Below are 17,282 nucleotides of genomic sequence, written 5' to 3' on the forward strand. Positions count from 1 at the left end.
GCGCGACCTCACGGTGCGCGGAACCGGCCTGGACCTCTCCCTTAACAGCTTCTACGACTCCAACACATGGGACCGGGAGTGGCTGCTCTCCCACGGGCGGGACGTGGGTCTGGAGGTCGACCACTCCGACGGGCTACTCTTCCACGGCCCCTCGGGCTACTGCGTCAACTTCGACGAGAACGACGACGGCGAATTCGAATCGCCCACCGGCCTCAACGCCGACCTCGTGGAGAACGAGAACGGCACCTACTCGTTGACCTTCGAGCGCGGCGAGTACGCCGACCAGATCTGGACCTTCACCGCCGACGGCTGGTGGATCTCCCAGACCGACCGCAACGGCAACGTCAACCGGCTGCGCTACAACTCCGACGACAAGCTCGCCTCGATTGTCGACTCCCAGGACCGGGCCACCCGTTCCACCCACGACGACCAGGGCCGACTCACGAAGATCACCGACCCGGTCGGTGCGACCGCGGCCGCCTACACCTACACCGACGACGGCCAGGTCGCCACTCTCACCGACCGGGCCGGCCAGGTACTCAAATTCGGCTACGACGGGTCGAACCTGACCTCGATCACCGACGCCACCGGCAACGAATGGACCCTGTCCGACAACGACGCCGGCAAGGTCGCCTCACTGTCGGAACCCACCGAGGACGGGCCCGCCACTACCGAGTACTCCTACGACGGCGACCAGACCACCGTGACCGACCCCAACGGCGGTGAATCGACCTTCACCTTCGATAACCAGGGGCGCCAAACCAGCGTGGAAGACCAGCTCGGCCACACCCGATCCCAAGAGTGGACCGCCAACTCCGACGTGGCCGCCACCACCGACGCGCTCAACGCCTCGGTCACCTACGACTACGACGAATTCAACAACCTCATCGGCACCGAACTGCCCACCGGCGCGACAACCTCAGTCGGCTACGCAGACTCGGCCAATCCCAACAAACCCACCTCCATCACCGACCCGCAGGGCGACGAAACTGGAGCGGCATAGGCCCACCCCGAAAAGGTGCGGACATAGGTGATGTCGGCGACCCACAGCCGGTTCGGCGCGGAGGCGGTGAAGGAGCGCACCACCAGGTCCTCGACTCCGGAGGCCGGCGCTGCGTCCAGCGTCGTCCTCGGCCGCCTCCCGCGCCGCAGGCCCCGCAGACCCGAGGCGCGCATGAGCCGCTCGACGGTGCAGCGCGCCACGCGGATTCCCTCGCGGTTGAGCACCGCATGCACCTTCCGCGCACCGTAGACCCCGTAATTCTCGCCGAACACGCGCATGATCTCCTTTTTGAGTTCCCCGTCGCGCACGGTGCGCGCCGCGGGCGCGCGCGTCTTCGACGCGTAATAGGTTCTCGGAGCGATCCGCATGCCCGCGTCGTTCAGGACTGCGCAGATCGGCTCGACTCCGAGCTTCTTACCCTCCACGACGCGATCGCGGTAGGCGTCGATGTAGTCGATGACCACAGCGACCGGGACCTCGCGGTCGTGTGATCCGCCTCGGGTCACTTCGTTTTGCGTTGCGTGGACTCTGCCGTTGAGCGATAGCAAGTCTGGAGTTCTCCGTGGCACCAGCTCGCCTCATCCGGATTCTTCAAGCGAGCGCGTGTGCTCCGTCGGTGCTCGGCTGTCACGGACGCGGACAACACACGGCGTCACGGCGCGGCATTGACGGCAGAGGTCCGGCGGACAAAATGGTAGGTAGCGGCATTATTCGGCGCTGGCCGACACTTTTAGAATGCATTTCTAATCCGACGGTCGCAGGTTCGAATCCTGCCAGGTGCGCCGAGTCTTCGCAGGTCAACGGCCTGCACGACTAATCGGGCGCCATCGATTCGCCCGTTTTGTCTTCCGAATTTGCTCCGTGCTCGCTCCCCAGCTCGGATCCAGCGCAAAGATCCCCATCGGATTAGCTGATCACACCCCCAACCGGGCCACCCGCCGCCACCCGCCCCGCGGCACCCCCTGCGCCCGCCACAGGCCCCACACACCGCCCCGCGCCCCCCATCCCGGCGACGACCGCCAGCAGTCCCGTGTGCGCCGCCACGGGCCCCGCCAGGGCCGAAAGCCAGCGCGGACCTCAGCCCCGTCCGGAACGACGACCCTCCCTCCAACTCGGGGTGACTCTTCCCGCGCCACGAAGGACAACGCTGCACCTCGGGACAACAGCGGCTCGGGCGATTCTCCGGTGTTGCTCGGGCCGAGCTTGACGTGCTGAATCCCCCGATCGCTGCGTCAGCACGCCCAATCCGGCTCATCCGAGCCCCGCCCATGGCCCAGCATGTGAACGCAGTTCGCAGCACTCAAAGTGAAAACATCGTTTGACAGACAATTGTCCGTAAGCGTAGCCTCCGCATGGATGGTTCAGTACCAGCCAACCCGCGGCGCGTCGGACCCGATGCGTACGGCCAGCGAACGCCACACGGCCCCGAGGCCGCAGAAGGCATCGGCGTTGGCCCATCCCCACCGAAAGCGGGCCCCACTCCGCGAACGCGACTTCGGGCCAAGCGGGACAGCGCTACTGGACGATCCACCGACATCAGCAGGGGGGCGGACGCCTCCGGACATCCGCCGCGAGCGCAAAGGAACGCTAGTCATGGCGCGAAACATCTACTGGGCAGTGCCGAGCGGTTCACAGTGGCAGGTCAAACACGAACAGCGCGTGCTGTCGACCCACCCCACCAAGGACAAGGCGGTCGAGGAAGGCCAGCGTGTGGCTAAGGCGAACCAGCCGAGCCAGCTCAGAGTCATGCGTGCCGACGGAACGTTCGAGTACGAGTACACCTACGGCAGCGACCCATTCCCGCCGGTTGGGTAGCGCACCCACCGGACGACTGACCGAGCAACGACCGTGCGGCTTCGCTCCAACATGGCTCGGGGGTGAAGCCGCACGAGGTGGCGGCAGTTCGAGGGGCTACTTTCCGCCCCCGCTCCTGCGGTGGGATGGCAGCGGCACCAGCGCGGCGGTGGCTTCGGCCGCCGCCTTGGCCACGTCGGGGAACACGCTCTGATACGTGTCCTGAGTGAAGGCGGTCGTGGAGTGGCCCAGTTCGGCCGAGACCACCTTCACGTCCACTCCGGCGGCCAGACTCAATGAGGCGGCGCCGTGGCGCAGTCCGTGCAGGCTGATCGGGGGCAGACCGGCCTCGGCGGCGATGCGGGAGAACAACCCGCTCACCCACCCGGGATGGAGACCGGTGCCGTCCGAATGGGTGAACACCCGGCCCGACTCGGTCCACTTCTCCGGCTTTGAGGCGTTCCTGGCGCTGGCGGGCCCGCCACGCCTTCAGCACGTTCAGGTGGTATGAGCGCGCCAAGGCGTTGACTGCCCCGCGCATTCCACATGCCGTCCAGGAGGGAGGGTGCACCGGCGAGCGAGAGAATCCCATAGGACGCAACAAGGCGGCGCCTCACCGGCCGGATGCGGCCATGCGCGGGTTTCGCCGACGCCGGCGTACGAGGATGCAATCTCCGCGATACTGGGCTTTCCCAAGCACGAGGGAGAGCAGTGCATGGCCCTGGACTCGCTGGCGATCGAAGCGGGATCGCTGCTGGTGCAGCACGCGGTCCGAAACTGGACAGGCAATCGGGAACATGCGGTCAGCCGTCAGGCCCAGCTCGTCGAACTTATCCCGACCACGGTGACCGACCGGATCCTGCGCCGTGACCTGGACCGCCAACTCGGCCGCATCGCCGACACCGTCGCCGAGCGCTTGATGGAGTTGTGCGGACACGAGTTCCGCGGAATGTCCGAGGGGGACAAGGCCGCAGCCCTGGCCGAGGTGGTCGACACGCTGGCCGGGGCCGACCTCAGCGATGCCGCGCTGTTCGCGGACGACCTCGACGAAGAGCGGCTGACGGCCCGGCTCGGTAAGCGGATGCCGCGGCGCGGGCTGGAGCACGAGCTGGGACAAGCGGGAGCGGCGTTCTACGGCGCGCTTCTGCAGGAGTGCTGCGGCTGCCTGGTGCGGCTTGTCGTGCAGCGCCCGGAGTTCCTGGCGCGGGCGCAGAGGGAGACGCTGCAGCGGGTGGGCGGTGTCGCCGCTCAGGTCTCGGCTTTGGGGGAGCAGGTGGCGGCGGCCCTGGAGCGGATGCCGGTCCGCACGCTGGATGCCCCGGAGGGCACCGCGGAGGACGCCGAATTCACCCGCCGCTACGCCGAGCACCTGAGCACGGCTCTGGACTACGTGGAGTTGTTCGGAGTGTCGTTGCACCACCTGCGCTCGCGCACGGCGCTCAGCATGGCCTACATCAGCCTGCAGGTTTCCGCGCGCACGGATCAGGAGCTGGTCGCACACCGGGCCGGCTGGGACCCGTTGGAGTCCGCCGGGCAGGAGCCGCACGAGTACACCGCACGGGTGCAGGTGGAGGCGGCCCTGGCCCACCAGCGTCTCAGCTTGGTACGCGGCGAGGCCGGCTCGGGTAAAAGCACGCTGTTGCGCTGGCTGGCTATCACCGCGGTCCGCGGCGGGTTCACCGGCGAGCTACGGGACTGGAACGGCCTCACCCCGTTTCTAGTGAAGCTGCGAAGCCACGCTGAGGGTGAGCTGCCGGTGCCGGAGGATTTTCCCCGGGCGACGGCGCCGCCGCTGGCCGGGCAGATGCCGCGGGGCTGGGCACACAGAAGGCTTGGCTCCGGGCAGGCGCTCGTGCTGGTCGATGGGGTGGATGAACTGCCCCAGCGGCGGCGTGAGGCGGTGCGCGCCTGGCTGCGCGAGCTGGTCGTCGCCTTCCCAAAAGTGCGCGTGGTGGTGACGAGCCGCCCGGCCGCGGCTGCGGAGCGCTGGCTGTCCGCGGAAGGTTTCATGCCGGTGTTCTTGGAGGCGCTGAGTCCGCACCAGACCGCGGAGCTGGTCCGGCATTGGCATGCGGCGATGCGCGATGCCCCTGGCCGCCCCTGCGGGGTGGAGGACCTCGACGTGCATGCCGCGCGGCTTCTGGGCCGGCTGGAGGCCGCGCCGCACCTGCGCCATCTCGCGTCCTCGCCGCTGCTGGCCGCGATGCTGTGTGCGCTGAACCTGGACCGCAACCGGCTGCCGCACAACCGGATGGATCTCTACGCCGAGACCTTGGACATGCTGTTGGAGCGGCGGGACACCCAGCGCGGTATCCCTGGCCACATCGAGGTCGGGCTGGACCGGCGGGAGAAGTTGCGGGTGCTGCAGGACCTCGCCTTCCGGCTGTCCAGCACCGGCCGCGCCGAGCTGCCCCGGGAGGCGGCGCGGTCCAGGATCGCCCAGCAGCTGCCGAGCATGCCGAAGGTCACCGCCGAGCCGGAGCAGGTGCTGTGCGCGCTGCTGGAACGCAGCGGGGTGCTGCGAGAGCCGGCGGTGGATCGGGTGGACTTCGTGCACCGCACGGTTCAGGAGTATCTGACCGCCAAACAGGTCGTCCACGACGACGATGTGGATTACCTCGTGGATCAGGCGCACAAGGACACCTGGCGCGAGACGGTGATCATGGCCGCCGGGCATGCCAACGGCCCGCAGGCCCGCGCTCTCATCCGCGGGTTGCGCGAGCGCATGGCAGTCGGCGGCCCCCATCGCCGCCGGCTGAAGCTGCTGCTCGCCGCCTGTCTGGAAACATTGGACGAGGTGCCGCCCGACATCCGCGTGGCCATCGACGCCTGCCTGGACGATCTGGTGCCCCCACGGGATTTGCGCTCCGCGCGCAGTCTGGCCGCGGTCGGCGAACCGGTGCTGGATCGGCTGCCCGACAGCCTCGAGCACCTTACCGCGAAGCAAGCCCGCGCGGCGGTCCGCACCGCTTGGCTGGTCAATGGACCCCGTGCCATCAATGTTCTCACGCGGTATGCCACCGACCCCCGCCAGGAGGTACAGCGGGAGCTATGCGGGGCGTGGAGCTATTTCCATCCGGAGGAATACGCAAGGCGTGTCCTGGCCGACGCCCCACTGGAGCGCCACGGAAACCTGTTCATCCGAAATTCTCGCCTGCTTCCCGCGGCGCGGCACCTAACACACATGCGCTGGCTCCAGTGTATCAACACAGATATCCCAGACCTCGATTTCCTGTGGGACACCGCACTGCTGAATCTCCTCGATCTGCGGACCGTTCAATCGGGGAATCTCAATCCGCTGCTCGCCCACGCAGAAACCCTCAGCACGCTTGTCCTGCACTCAGCTGTGCCCTTCGACACCCTGACACCATTGGCCGCGCTCTCCCACCTCCACCATCTCGATCTCCACACTCCGCCACTTACAAATCTAAATTTCCTATACGAGACCCCGAACATTACCACCCTCGGCCTGAGCAATGACAGCCTGACTGGAATCCAGGATCTCTCCCCGATTACCTCACTCTCCGGACTGAAAAACCTAGACCTGCCCTCCAACCTAGGTGAGCCCCACTCCCTACTGACACTCCTCGAAAGTTTCCCACTTCTGCGACGACTCGATCTCACCGGCGAAATAACCGACTCGACACTACAAGAAATTGTCGAGCGTACTCCGCAACTGCATAGCCTCTTTCTTTGGAATGCAAAACAGATCACCGACCTGAAACCAATCTCCAAACTGCCGCTGCACTCCCTTGGAATTATGGGGTGTTCGCGAGTCTTCGATATTTCCCCAGTCGCCGAGATATCCGAACTCAGCTTCCTCAACATTGGAGGAACTGCGGTCGCGGACCTGTCCCCGGTGGCCAAACTCCACACGCTCGAAACACTGAACCTCACGGACTGCCACGCGATCCTGAACCTAAACCCTCTGGCCGAGCTAGCGCACCTGGAAAGGCTAGTCCTCGGCGGCGCCCGCCCCGGGCTGGACCTCGCTCCGCTCGCGAGGCACCGCACACTGACGGTCTCAATCCGCAAGGGCCAAGAGGTGAATAACCGCCGCGCGCTGGGCCCTGGCGTGCGCGTAAAGGAACCTTTGTAAAAGGAAGCCTTGCAATCTGTCTCGCGTCAATATTTGTCTCACTACGGGACGATATGGAAAGTTCAGCTCGCCATCAATCGCTCCGGCACCTTGCGGAGAGGAACGGCACCGCCTCCCTCGGGTAAGGCCGTGCGCTCCATCGTCGCTCGGCTGTCATGGACGCGGGCGGCATACGGTGTCACGGCGCGGCATTGACTGCGGAGAGCCGGCGGATAAAATGGCAGGTAGTGGCACTATTCGGCGGCGGTCGGAATCAAACCGCCACCGGACTGCCCGGAGCCCTCGACTCGAATCTGGACGGCACGGCCACCCAGCGGCACCTGGCCACCCAAATCCGCGGCGCCCACCGGTTCCTGAACTGACCCCGAGCAGCCGCGCAGCCCGTCGGTTGTGTCTTGGATCCGCGCGCTCGGGGGCGGCACCGGATCCAGGGGGTCTTGCACGCTGGTCCTGCCGACCTCAGCGAGTTCGGCGGGTCGGTTCTCGCGTGCGGTCATCGTGTGCCAGGGACGGCCGCCTAGAGGGACTGCGCCGCCCGCAGCCGGGTGTTGCGCGCCTCGATGGCCTCCCATGAGGCGGGCACCACAAGGTCAGCCCCGCTGAGCGCGAACTCCTGGGCTGCCGCCGCGTGGGGGCGCTGACGCTGCTCATAGGCGCTGAAGGCCGCCTCAAGGTCATCGCCCTGGTTTCCAAGCTCCTCGGTGAGGATCCACGCCCCCAGCAGGGCCAGCGAGGCGCCGCGCCCGGCCATCGGGGTCGCGCAGTGCGCGGCGTCCCCGATAAGCACGATCCGTCCACGGTGCCAGGTCGACATGTGAATCTGGGCGACCGCGTCGAAGTAGAGCTCGGGATCGTCCTGGGCGGCCTTGAGCAGCTCGGGGACCTTCCAGTCATCGACGCCGGCGAAGGCCTCGGCCAGAATGCGCTTCTGCGCCTCCAGATCACGGTAGTCGTAATCGATCGGTTCGGACCGGAACTGGAAGAGTGCCAGAGCCTTGTCGCGGTAGCGAGCCAGGCCGGCCATGCGGCCCGGAAGGTTGAGGACCTCCGTCGTGCGGTTGCCGGGTGTTGCCTGGCCGGGTGCGTCCCCGAGTGCGACGTACATCCCGAGGTGTTTGGTGAACTCCTTCTCCGGGCCGAACACCAAACGACGCACGGCCGAGTGCACCCCGTCGGCGCCGACGACGAGGTCGTAGGCGGCCTCGCGGCCGGAGGCGAACGTGACCGCGACCCGGTCCCCGGCATCGTCCAGCGTCGCGATGGACTCCCTGAAGCGCAGGCCGACCTGATCGGGCAGGGCCTGGCGCAGGATGTTCATCAGATCTTCACGGGGGATCTCGATGTCATCGGAGGATTCTTCGATCTCCTGCCGGACCAAGGGGGCGACGGGCGCGCCGGATCGGTCGATGAACTTCGTCTGCTCGGTCATTGTGATCCGGTGTTCTTGCACCGCGTCGAGGATGCCCATATTGCGCGCGGTGCCGATGGCCTCACCACGCACATCGATGGGTGAGCCGTTGGTGCGCAGGTGATTCGCCCGCTCGACGATCTCCACTTCGTGCCCGACCCTCGCCAGGTCGATCCCGGCGCCCAACCCGGCCACTCCTGCACCACTGATCAGGATTCGCATGGTCGCTCCTTCGTACCGTCGGTGCCTAGATCTCTCCCAGTCGGAACGCTGGCACTCCTAAAATACTTGGTCGGTGACCAAGTCTCAATCGTGGAGCAGCGTGCGGCCGATTACTGTGGAACACACGTACCCGTCGACGGAGAGGAACGCGTGGTTCAGAAACGGCGCAACAGGGAGGAGGTGGTCCAGGCGGCCCTAGAGCTGCTGGACGAAGAGGGCATTGAGAAGGTCACCCTGCGCGGCGTGGCCAAACGGCTCGATGCCCACCTGAACACCGTCTCTTACCAGGTGGGCACCAAGGCGCACCTGTTCGAGCTGATGGCAGACGCTGTCCTCGGCGACCTTGACCTCGATACCCTGCCTGATGACCCGCGGCAGCGAGTCCACGCCTTGGCCGCGGGACTGCGCACCGTCATGCTCTCCCGGCGGGACGGGGCTCGACTGGTGGCCGGCACCGACGCCTTCCAGGCGAATACGTTGCGTGCCGCGGACATCCTTGCCGCCGCCACCCTGCAGCTCGCCGCCGACGAGGCAACCGCTGTACGAACCGTCTGGAGCATTCACTACCTGGTGCTAGGGCTGACTCAGGAGGAGCAGGCCGGGCGCAGCCACATGCCTTCAGATGGACAACTCGGCTTCTCCGAGCAGGATTACCCGGCCCTACACCGCCTGGGCGCCCGAGCCGTCAACGAGCCCTTCGAAGAACGCCTGCGCTTCGGTGTGGAGGCCATGATCGCTGCCGCGGTGGACCCACCCACCTGAAGCGGTGGCACCGCGCAACGCACCGGGCGCAGGAGCCATCCCCGATGAAGCCGTGCGAACCCCGACCGGGGGCGCGGCGGTCCAGCCCCGGTGAGCGTGACGGCAAGTGACAGACCTCCCGCACCCAGAATGCGGGGCATACGGGGCGGACTTCCCCGCTCACACCACGCCTGACTCGGATTCCTCGGTACCGGGGCGCGCGGTCGTCACGGCGCATGCCTTCGGTGGCGGACAGGTTTGCGGTGATCGCTTCGGAGAACGCGACCACGGGGTACTCCCCCGACGGCCGGCACTCGAACTCCAGGTTGGTGGTCTCCCAGCCGCGGTGTTCTCCCGCCGCTCGTGCGATCTCATCGATACAGGAGAGCGTCAGGGACGGGATGCGGGTGCGTGACGGGTCACCGGGCAGGACGTAACAGGCCATGCTCGAGTGCCGATCCGGTGCGACCGTGGCGGCCACGACCGCCCGGGTCCATCCCTGCGGCGCGTCCGCGACGACCCGTTCGGCCATGCGCCGCGCGGCCCGCTCGATCATGTCCTGCTCCATCCGGTCGGCTTCGCCGATCATCGTCGCAGCAGGAGACGACACTGTGAGGGAGTCCTCGGCCGGCCATCCGGATCCGAACATCGGCTGGTGCTGCGTCGCCTCCGCTGTCCCCGATTCTGCGCCCCACAGGCCGTTCCGACACGGGATCCGGGTTCCCGCTCGCGCTGTGACCGATGGTGGCGAGGCCGCAAGTCGCCCCGCTCCCGCCGGCAGGCGCGGGAAGCCCCCGCCAAGCGGAGTTCGCCCGCGCTCGGGCGCCAGCACATTCAGCCTCAGGAGGCCAGCGGCATGCATCAGCGTCTCTCCCCCTTCGGTGAGGCGTCCATAACGCCCACCACCGAAGAAGGCCCCCTCAACAGAGGATACTCAGGCCGCTATTGACCAAAATACAGCACAGTAGACCTTGCCGCCATCAGAATAAACAAGAAAGCAAGAAACAAACTCACAAAAACCCTGTTCAGTTGATCAATCGACCGCCCTTTGATTTCTTCGTAATTTCTATGGAAATATGGAATTCTGGATACCGGGAACCGCTGCAATTTATGCCAGTGTTTAAAACTCAAAAAAGAAAGATATAGAAATACCAGCGCCACTGCCAGTGTGGCAAGGTAGTTAGTAGTGCTCAACTAACTTCCAACCCTGTCTTCCATTCGGGGATCATACCTCAGGTTCAAATACGCCAAGGGCCGATCGTCGACGAGGTCGAACACCGCATCCGAAAACTCCTGGCGCGGTGGCCGGCCATGTCGGCCACCGTCGGCGCCGCCTCCCCGGGCGCGGCTTCATCGGGTGGCCAGAATGCAAGCCGGGTTTACGTCTGTCCTGTATGCGCGCCCGCTATCGGCGGGTCGGTTCCTCGGATGTCACCGGCACCGCCGTGAAGGACGCCTGCCCTTGGGTTGCCGCCGAGCTTTCCCCGTAGGTGCGGGCGAGGTGGTCTTGCAGTTCGGCGTGGCGGAACTGGTAGATCGGTCCCACAGCACGCAATAGCCCCAACCGGTGGGCATCGTCGAGGAACGGCACCAACCGCCGCGGCAGGCGTTTCTTCCACCCAAGGTAGAAGGTGGCCACCAGGTAGACCGGCCACGCGTGGTGACGGCCCACCGAGAACCCGACTGCGGGCGCGAAGCCGAGCCCGACCAGAAATCCGCCGGCGATGCCGAACAGGAGCGTGCCCTCGTGCTCGGCCAGGGATGTCGCCACAAGCCCAATGGGGAGTACGGCTCCGATCATCCGCAGAAGGTTCAGGGAGCGGTCCGCTCGCCAGGTGGCGAGCGGAGTGCTCGCTGAACCCGTCTGGGCCGGGGACGCGGCCAGCTCCGTGAGTCCGAGCAGGAGCCCGCACACCAGCGCTACCGGGAGGACGCCCAGCAGTACGACTATGGACCAGATCACGAAACCCGCTAACGCGAATAATGTCACCCATGGGGCAAGCCCGAGCACGGAGTCGAACTCGCGATACCCGACGATAAGCCATGGCGTAAGCCCGAGCACGATCGAGAGTGGGATCCAGCACGCGAGTGTGTATTTTGCGACTAAGGAGAGGAGCCGGTGTTTTCGTTTTTTGATCCGGAAGTCGGCGAACGCCGGCGAGTCCGCCATCAGGGACGGGAACCTGATCGTGCCCCCGAACCCGGTGATAAGTCCGAGCAGGAGCCCGAAAAACAGTAAGAACATGGGCCGGGTCATCATGAACGCAGCCACGAGCCAAGTAACGAGTCCGCCTGTGAGCCCCGTAAGGATCCCGACCATAGGACCGGCGCTGCGGGGCAGTGTGTGGCGGGCCAGTTCCCACCATGCGAAGTCACGGGTGCCGTGACGGCCCTCGCCGGTGGGGATGGTGTCCAGGTGGTGAGCGAGGGAGGACAACCAATCCCGGACCTGTTCGGGGTTGTGGTGTTTGCGGGGGCGGAAGGGCTCGGTCGGCGGGTCGGTGCTGGGCGTGCGGGTCTGGATGGTTGCGGGGATGAGCTGGTCCCACAAGTGCTTACGGAGCAGTTCGGGGGTGGGGAAGCGACCGGGGTCCAGCAGCGGGCGCGGATCGGCGTGGGTCTCGAGGTAGACGGTGCGCAACAGCCACAGCCCCACGGGAGTCGCCACCATCTCGCGCAGCGGCGCTGAGGCGGGGGAAGCGGGCCCGGCGCGCAGTTCGGTCAGGACCGGTGCCCAGCGTTGCCGGAGCCGATGGCGCGTGCGCAGACACTGGTCGAGGTAATCGGCGGCTTCGGCACGGCGCAGCCGGTGCGGAACGACGACCGCGGAAGAGGACAGCACCTCATCGGCCTCGCGGACCGTTTGGGCGAACTCCGCGCTGCGACTGGTCAGGATCAGCGGGCCATCACCCAGCGAGCGGTTCAACGCGCCGACCACGGCGACGCGGTTTGGGGCGGAGAGTTCGTCCAGGCCATCCAGCACGGGCAGAATGCACCCGCTGTGGGCCAATCGTTCCGGGGCGCGCTCGCCCAGCGAGGTCGCCCGCAAAGCGGGGTAGTCCTGGCGCAGCCGCTGGGCCATCCAATCGCGCCAGTCGGGATGGGTGGCGGTGTTCCAGTGCGCCACCGACAACAGCACCGGCACCGGCTCGGCAGAGTCCCGTGCGCGCACGAGGTGCCGCAGCAGTTGCACGGCCAGCGTCGTCTTGCCCGTACCCGGCCCGCCGAGGAGGACGAGCCGCCGACGATGAAGGGCGCGGTATTTTGCGGACAGACCGGCGATCTCGTTGCTGGTGCCCTCCAACGTCAGCGCCTCCTCGGACAGCGCCGCTTCGGGCAGGTCCATCAGTGCTGGACGGTCGGTAAGGCGCCACCGCACCGGCATGGGCTCAGGGTCGTGCAGCGAGCGCAGTTCCGCCTCCTGCTCCCACTGGGCAGCGACCATCTCGGCCAGCGCATCGGCGGCCTGCTCGATATCTTCGCGGGTGGGTGCCGTCTCCGGGCCGGGCGGGCGCCGCCACCACGCCAGGATTCCCACCGCAACTGAGGCGAGCGTCAAACCCACGGCCACCAGTTGCGCGACATCCGCGGTGGTGTCCGGGCCTCGTTCCCAAAGGACCACCGCGAGCGCCGCGGCCGCTCCCGCCAGGCCTAGAAGCCCTGCCCCGGCCGCACCGGCGCGCCACCACAACCCGGTTCTGTTCGCCACGCCCGCCATTGTGGCGGATTCTCATATCGCCGTGGGAGCTGTGCCTCTGCGCCGCAATCAGGCCGGGCGACTCCGGACGTTCTGCCGCAAGGGACACGTCAACGGCAACCCACCTGGGAATGGCCGGGTCCAACCGGAATCCACACGTGCCGCGGGCCGCCGGAAGCCCATCAGCGGCGGACTGTAATACTTCGAGGGCACCGGCTCGATGCGGGCCGCATTTCCCGTGGAAGGGGCGTTGAGGATAATCCGCCCGGCCGCCGCTTCCAAGGCGACACCCACATCGTCAGCCCTCCCGTTTCAGGACGCACGGGAATCGCCTCGGCGTCTTGCGTGGCCCGGCGCCGGGGAAGGGGCGACGGCTTCGGCGGGCCCGGACTCAGTATCCGCGGTCCGGGTCGACGACACCGACAAGCTCCTCGCCCGCCCTCCAACGCCGGACGTTCTCGGCCAGCCGCCGGCGGAACCCCCGCAGCGTCATCGCCGCGTCGGCCACGTGCGGCGTCACGATGACCCTGGGGTGCCCCCACAGCGGATGCGCGGCCGGGAGCGGCTCCGGGTCGGTCACATCGAGGCCCGCGCCGGCGATACCGGCGCTGTCGAGCACCCGGACGAGCGCATCGGTGTCCACGATGGTCCCGCGCGCGACGTTGACGAGCCAGGCGGTCGGCTTCATCGCATCGAGCTCGGCCGCGCCGACCAGGTGACGCGTGTCGGGGGTGTCCGGGGCGGCCAGAACCACGTGGTCCACCGCCTCCCAGAAGTCGCCGACCGCGGCTATCGGCCGGGTCTGGGCGGCTCCGGGCACCGCACGACCGCTGCGGTTCACGACGCGGGCCTCTGCGCCCACAGCGGTGAGCAGCGGGATCAGGGCGCGGGCGATGCTTCCGCCGCCGACGATCCCCACCGCGGCCCCGTCCAGAGTCCCCACCCGGGGCAGCACCTCCGTCCTGGCCCATTCCCTGCACCGCAGGCATTCCGGAAGCATCCGGACGCCCGCCAGCAGCAGCGCCAGCGCGTGTTCGGCCACCGGGGCCGCGCAGACCCCCGCGGCCGACGTCCACACGCGCGCCCGGTCGATGATCCCCGCCTCCACCCACCGCTCGACGCCGGCGGAGGGAAGCTGCACCCACTCGATGCCGGCAGGAAGCGGCTGCGGGAAACTCGCCAGATCGGTCCATGCGGTCCAGGCGAGCGCCCGGGCGTCGGCGAGGTCGACCACGACAGCTCCCGCCCGGCGGACCGCCTCGGCAACAGCCTCGTCCGCGTCCGGCGCGACGGCCAGGCGCAACGGTTCCGACCGTTCCGACCCCACGCGCTACGCTCCCCTTCTCCACCGACCGCGTCTGCTGGTGCACCTGCCACTGTGACACGCCGAGCCGGGTGATCGCCGCCCCGGGCTCTGCCCGTCCCGGCCGCTGTCGCGGCGGGGGCGGAGTTCGTCAACCGGTTCGTCGGTGCGGGCAGCAAAGGAGCCCCAGCTCGTCCCGCGCCGCAGATGCCGAGGCAATCCGGTGCACGGCTGGTCTCGTCCGCGGCCAATGACCGCACGTCCTAGCGGCGGCGACGACGCGGTGCCCAGGGAAACGGCCCGTGGCCGGGGCGTCCTCGACGCAGGCGAAGAGCGCCCGGCCACAGGCGGGGCCACGGAACCGGCGGCTGCCGGGCTGCTCAGGGCAGGACCGAGTCGACGTAGCCGCCGTCGACGCGCAGAGCGCCCCGCCCGCGCCGACTCGACTCCGCTCGGACAGCGACGGCCGCCGCGCCTCGGTGTCCGCCCTCGCCCCTACACGCGACCCCGCTGAGCCCGCTCCTCGCCTCAGCGCAGCGGTTCGGCACTGGAGCGGCCGACCGACGGTGCAGGAAGAAACTTCTCCCTTTCTGCGCCGATCTCTACCGTGACACGGGAATCGACCGGCGGCATCGCTGTCTTCACGGCGAGGCCACCAGCGGGGAGCGGTGCCCGTGACCCGGGAGGGCCGCGACTCGCACGGCACTGCGGACACGCGGACGGCCGCCGGCACGGGGCCGATCCCACCGTACGACCATGCCTAAGGGGCGCATGTGCTTCGAGCAGAGCAACGCACGACCAGTTGGAAACTCATCGGCCCCGGCATCGTCGTCGCCGCGACCGGTGTCGGCGCCGGGGACATGGTCGCCAGCCTCGTCGCGGGTGAGAGATTCGGATACGCCCTGCTCTGGGCGGTGCTCGTCGGCTGCCTGGTGAAGGTGGCCCTCGCCGAGGCCACCGGCCGCTGGCACCTGGCCACCGAGCAGACCATCTTCGACGGCTGGCGCAGTCTCGGCGGCTGGACCTTCGTCTTCTTCGGGCCCTACATCGTGCTGTGGGGGTTCGTCTACGGGGCCTCGGCGATGTCCGCGGCGGCTCTGCCCCTCGCCGCGCTGTTCCCCTCCGTGCCCCTTTCGGTGTTCGCGGTCCTCGCTGGTCTCACCGGCCTCGTGTTCGTCTGGTTCAACCAGTACGCCGTCTTCGAGAAGGTCGTGACCGTCCTTGTCGGCGTCATGTTCGTCACCGTCGTCGGCCTGGCGGTCTACCTTGTGCCCGACCTGGGGGCGCTGGCGGCCGGGCTGGTGCCGTCCAACCCCGACGGATCGCTGTTCAACACCCTGGGATTGATCGGCGGCGTCGGCGGCACGATCACCATGGCCTGCTACGGCTTCTGGGTCAACGCCAAGGGGTGGCGCAACGCGACCTGGATCACGATGATGCGCTTGGACAACCGGGTCGCCTACATCACGACCGGCGTCTTCGTCGTGGCGATGCTCATCGTCGGCGCGGAGCTTCTCGGCGCCGGCCAGGTGGCCCTGGCCGAGGGCAGCAAGGGACTGGTGAGCCTCGCCGACGTGCTGGAGGAGCGGTTCGGCCGGTTCGTCTCGGTGGTGTTCCTCATCGGGTTCTTCGCCGCCGCCTACACCTCGATCATCGGCGTGTGGCACGGCGTCAGCCTGATGTTCGCCGACTTCGTCGGCAACATCCGCGGCCGGGCCAACCGGCCGGTGGAGGAGCGCGAGACCAGTGTGGAGTTCCGTGCCTACCTGCTCTGGCTGACCTTCCCGCCGATGCTGCTGCTGGCAGTGGGAAAACCGATCCAGCTCGTCATCGCCTACGGCGTTCTGGGCTCGGCGTTCATGCCGTTCCTCGCGTTCACCCTGATGTGGCTGCTGAATTCCAAACGCACGCCACCGCAGTGGCGCAACGGCGCCGTCAGCAACGCCGGACTCGCCCTCGCGGGCGGACTGTTCCTGCTGCTCTGCGGCCAGGAGGTGCTAAGCCGCATCGGCGCCATCTGAACGGGACCCCTCGCGCCGGCGCCCATTCGGACGCGAAACCCGATAACACGCCAACCCCGTGCGGCCGAGCGGTTTCCGAGCAATCCTTCGCACCGCCCGGACGCCGATCCGCCATGCCATTCTCTACACCCGGAAAACCAATTCCATTTATCCCGAACAACCCCGCACACCCCCTTGACCGCGGCACCGGAAATGGTAATTTCGTGCCGCACCGCCAGATACACGGAAAACCAGGAAAGGAAAATAGTTCGATGGCGATCATGAGCGCTGTTTCCCGGATCGGCGACCGGATGCTGGAGAGCGTCGTCCCCCAGACCACGGCTCGGGCCGACCAGTACGAGTGCACCTGGCAGCAGTCGTGCCGACTCCCCTACTGCGGCTCCAACGTGTTCCTCACCCTGTGGAACCGGCAGGTCTGCGCCGGCCACAGCGAGCCCAGCTACAGCGACTGGGAGCGCGTCGGCTGCTACTGCTAGCCGGTAGCCGACCCCGACCCCGCCGCCGCCGGGCATGCGAAACGGCCCCCTCCGCCCGGCGGCGGCCCCCATCGATGCCACAGCACGCGGTTACGCCAGTTTTTAGGAGTGCATTATGAAAGATGGGTTCTTGAAGTCGTCCGTGCTCGTCGCTTCGTTCGCTGCCGCGCTGTCTCTTTCAGCAGTGCCGGCGTCGGCCTCGGCAGCCCATTCAGTGCAAGAGGTGCCGAGTTCCGCCGCAGCCGACACGGAGCAAGTGCAGGCGCAGAGCATCAAGATCATTGCGGCCAGGGAGGCTCCCGTTCGCACCAGGCCCTATCGGAGCAGCCACAAGGTCGGCAGCGTCCAAGCCGGCGGCCACATCTACATTCAGTGCCGATACGTCAACAGCTACGGCAACTACTGGTACCGCACCGGGTCGTGGCACTACACCTACAGTGCCCACTACCTCTCCTACCCGGGGATTCCTGCCTGCTGATGCGCCGGTTGTAGATCCGGTCCGCCTCGGCTCTGCTCGT

The 17,282-nt window shown here is 67.4% G+C and carries 12 protein-coding genes and 1 pseudogene; 8 read left to right on the forward strand and 5 right to left on the reverse strand.

Going from position 1 to position 17,282, the window contains the following annotated elements:
* Positions 1 to 13: 13 nt before the first annotated feature.
* The gene (locus tag FZ103_RS18695) at positions 14 to 1,003 is read left to right on the forward strand and encodes a hypothetical protein (RefSeq protein WP_343233597.1); all 990 of its coding nucleotides are present in this window, start codon (positions 14 to 16) and stop codon (positions 1,001 to 1,003) included.
* On the opposite strand, the gene FZ103_RS18700 is transcribed toward FZ103_RS18695, so the two are convergent.
* Positions 928 to 1,467 (reverse strand): IS3 family transposase, encoded by a 540-nt coding sequence (locus FZ103_RS18700; RefSeq protein ID WP_156002852.1) that lies wholly within the window; start codon positions 1,465 to 1,467, stop codon positions 928 to 930. The two genes, FZ103_RS18695 and FZ103_RS18700, sit on opposite strands and share 76 nt — an antisense overlap.
* 1,129 nt (positions 1,468 to 2,596) lie before the next feature.
* Here FZ103_RS18700 and FZ103_RS18705 point away from each other — a divergent pair.
* Positions 2,597 to 2,818: a DUF2188 domain-containing protein gene (locus FZ103_RS18705; RefSeq protein ID WP_156002853.1), complete on the forward strand. Its 222-nt coding sequence runs from the start codon at positions 2,597 to 2,599 to the stop codon at positions 2,816 to 2,818.
* Between the two features lie 96 nt (positions 2,819 to 2,914).
* On the opposite strand, the pseudogene FZ103_RS18710 reads toward FZ103_RS18705, so the two are convergent.
* A pseudogene (locus FZ103_RS18710) lies at positions 2,915 to 3,299 on the reverse strand (tyrosine-type recombinase/integrase); the annotation flags it as partial.
* A gap of 213 nt (positions 3,300 to 3,512) precedes the next feature.
* Here FZ103_RS18710 and FZ103_RS18715 point away from each other — a divergent pair.
* Both FZ103_RS18715 and FZ103_RS25650 read left to right on the forward strand, forming a co-directional pair.
* Positions 3,513 to 6,896, forward strand: coding sequence for an NACHT domain-containing protein (locus FZ103_RS18715; protein ID WP_156002854.1), 3,384 nt, complete (start codon positions 3,513 to 3,515; stop codon positions 6,894 to 6,896).
* A 227-nt stretch (positions 6,897 to 7,123) separates the two neighbouring features.
* Entirely contained in the window at positions 7,124 to 7,258 is a 135-nt protein-coding gene (locus tag FZ103_RS25650) for a hypothetical protein (RefSeq protein ID WP_255430099.1), read from the forward strand.
* Positions 7,259 to 7,413: 155 nt separating this feature from the next.
* Here FZ103_RS25650 and FZ103_RS18720 read toward each other — a convergent pair whose 3' ends face one another.
* On the reverse strand, positions 7,414 to 8,526 hold the full coding sequence (locus FZ103_RS18720) for an FAD-dependent monooxygenase (protein WP_156002855.1): 1,113 nt from the start codon (positions 8,524 to 8,526) through the stop codon (positions 7,414 to 7,416).
* 90 nt (positions 8,527 to 8,616) lie between these two features.
* Between FZ103_RS18720 and FZ103_RS18725 the strand changes: the two genes are divergently transcribed.
* The gene (locus tag FZ103_RS18725) at positions 8,617 to 9,288 is read left to right on the forward strand and encodes a TetR/AcrR family transcriptional regulator C-terminal domain-containing protein (protein WP_222936783.1); all 672 of its coding nucleotides are present in this window, start codon (positions 8,617 to 8,619) and stop codon (positions 9,286 to 9,288) included.
* Positions 9,289 to 10,672: 1,384 nt separating this feature from the next.
* Here FZ103_RS18725 and FZ103_RS18730 read toward each other — a convergent pair.
* Together FZ103_RS18730 and FZ103_RS18735 are read right to left on the reverse strand one after the other, a co-directional pair.
* A complete protein-coding gene (locus FZ103_RS18730) occupies positions 10,673 to 12,976 on the reverse strand; it encodes an NACHT domain-containing protein (RefSeq protein WP_186356501.1) in 2,304 nt (767 codons plus the stop codon).
* Positions 12,977 to 13,355: 379 nt separating this feature from the next.
* Positions 13,356 to 14,198 carry an NAD(P)-dependent oxidoreductase gene (locus FZ103_RS18735; RefSeq protein ID WP_222936784.1) on the reverse strand — a complete coding sequence of 281 codons (843 nt, stop codon included), beginning with the start codon at positions 14,196 to 14,198 and terminating at the stop codon, positions 13,356 to 13,358.
* Between the two features lie 842 nt (positions 14,199 to 15,040).
* Between FZ103_RS18735 and FZ103_RS18740 the strand changes: the two genes are divergently transcribed.
* From FZ103_RS18740 to FZ103_RS18750, 3 genes are all read left to right on the forward strand, one after another.
* Positions 15,041 to 16,288: an Nramp family divalent metal transporter gene (locus FZ103_RS18740; RefSeq protein WP_186356503.1), complete on the forward strand. Its 1,248-nt coding sequence runs from the start codon at positions 15,041 to 15,043 to the stop codon at positions 16,286 to 16,288.
* A 251-nt stretch (positions 16,289 to 16,539) separates the two neighbouring features.
* Complete coding sequence (locus FZ103_RS18745; RefSeq protein ID WP_155998804.1) at positions 16,540 to 16,764, forward strand: hypothetical protein; 225 nt, start codon at positions 16,540 to 16,542, stop codon at positions 16,762 to 16,764.
* Positions 16,765 to 16,879: 115 nt separating this feature from the next.
* On the forward strand, positions 16,880 to 17,242 hold the full coding sequence (locus FZ103_RS18750; protein ID WP_156002858.1) for a hypothetical protein: 363 nt from the start codon (positions 16,880 to 16,882) through the stop codon (positions 17,240 to 17,242).
* Positions 17,243 to 17,282 lie beyond the last annotated feature (40 nt).

The sequence above is a fragment of the Streptomonospora sp. PA3 genome (assembly GCF_009728995.1).
In the GTDB taxonomy this organism is placed as follows: Bacteria; Actinomycetota; Actinomycetes; order Streptosporangiales; family Streptosporangiaceae; genus Streptomonospora.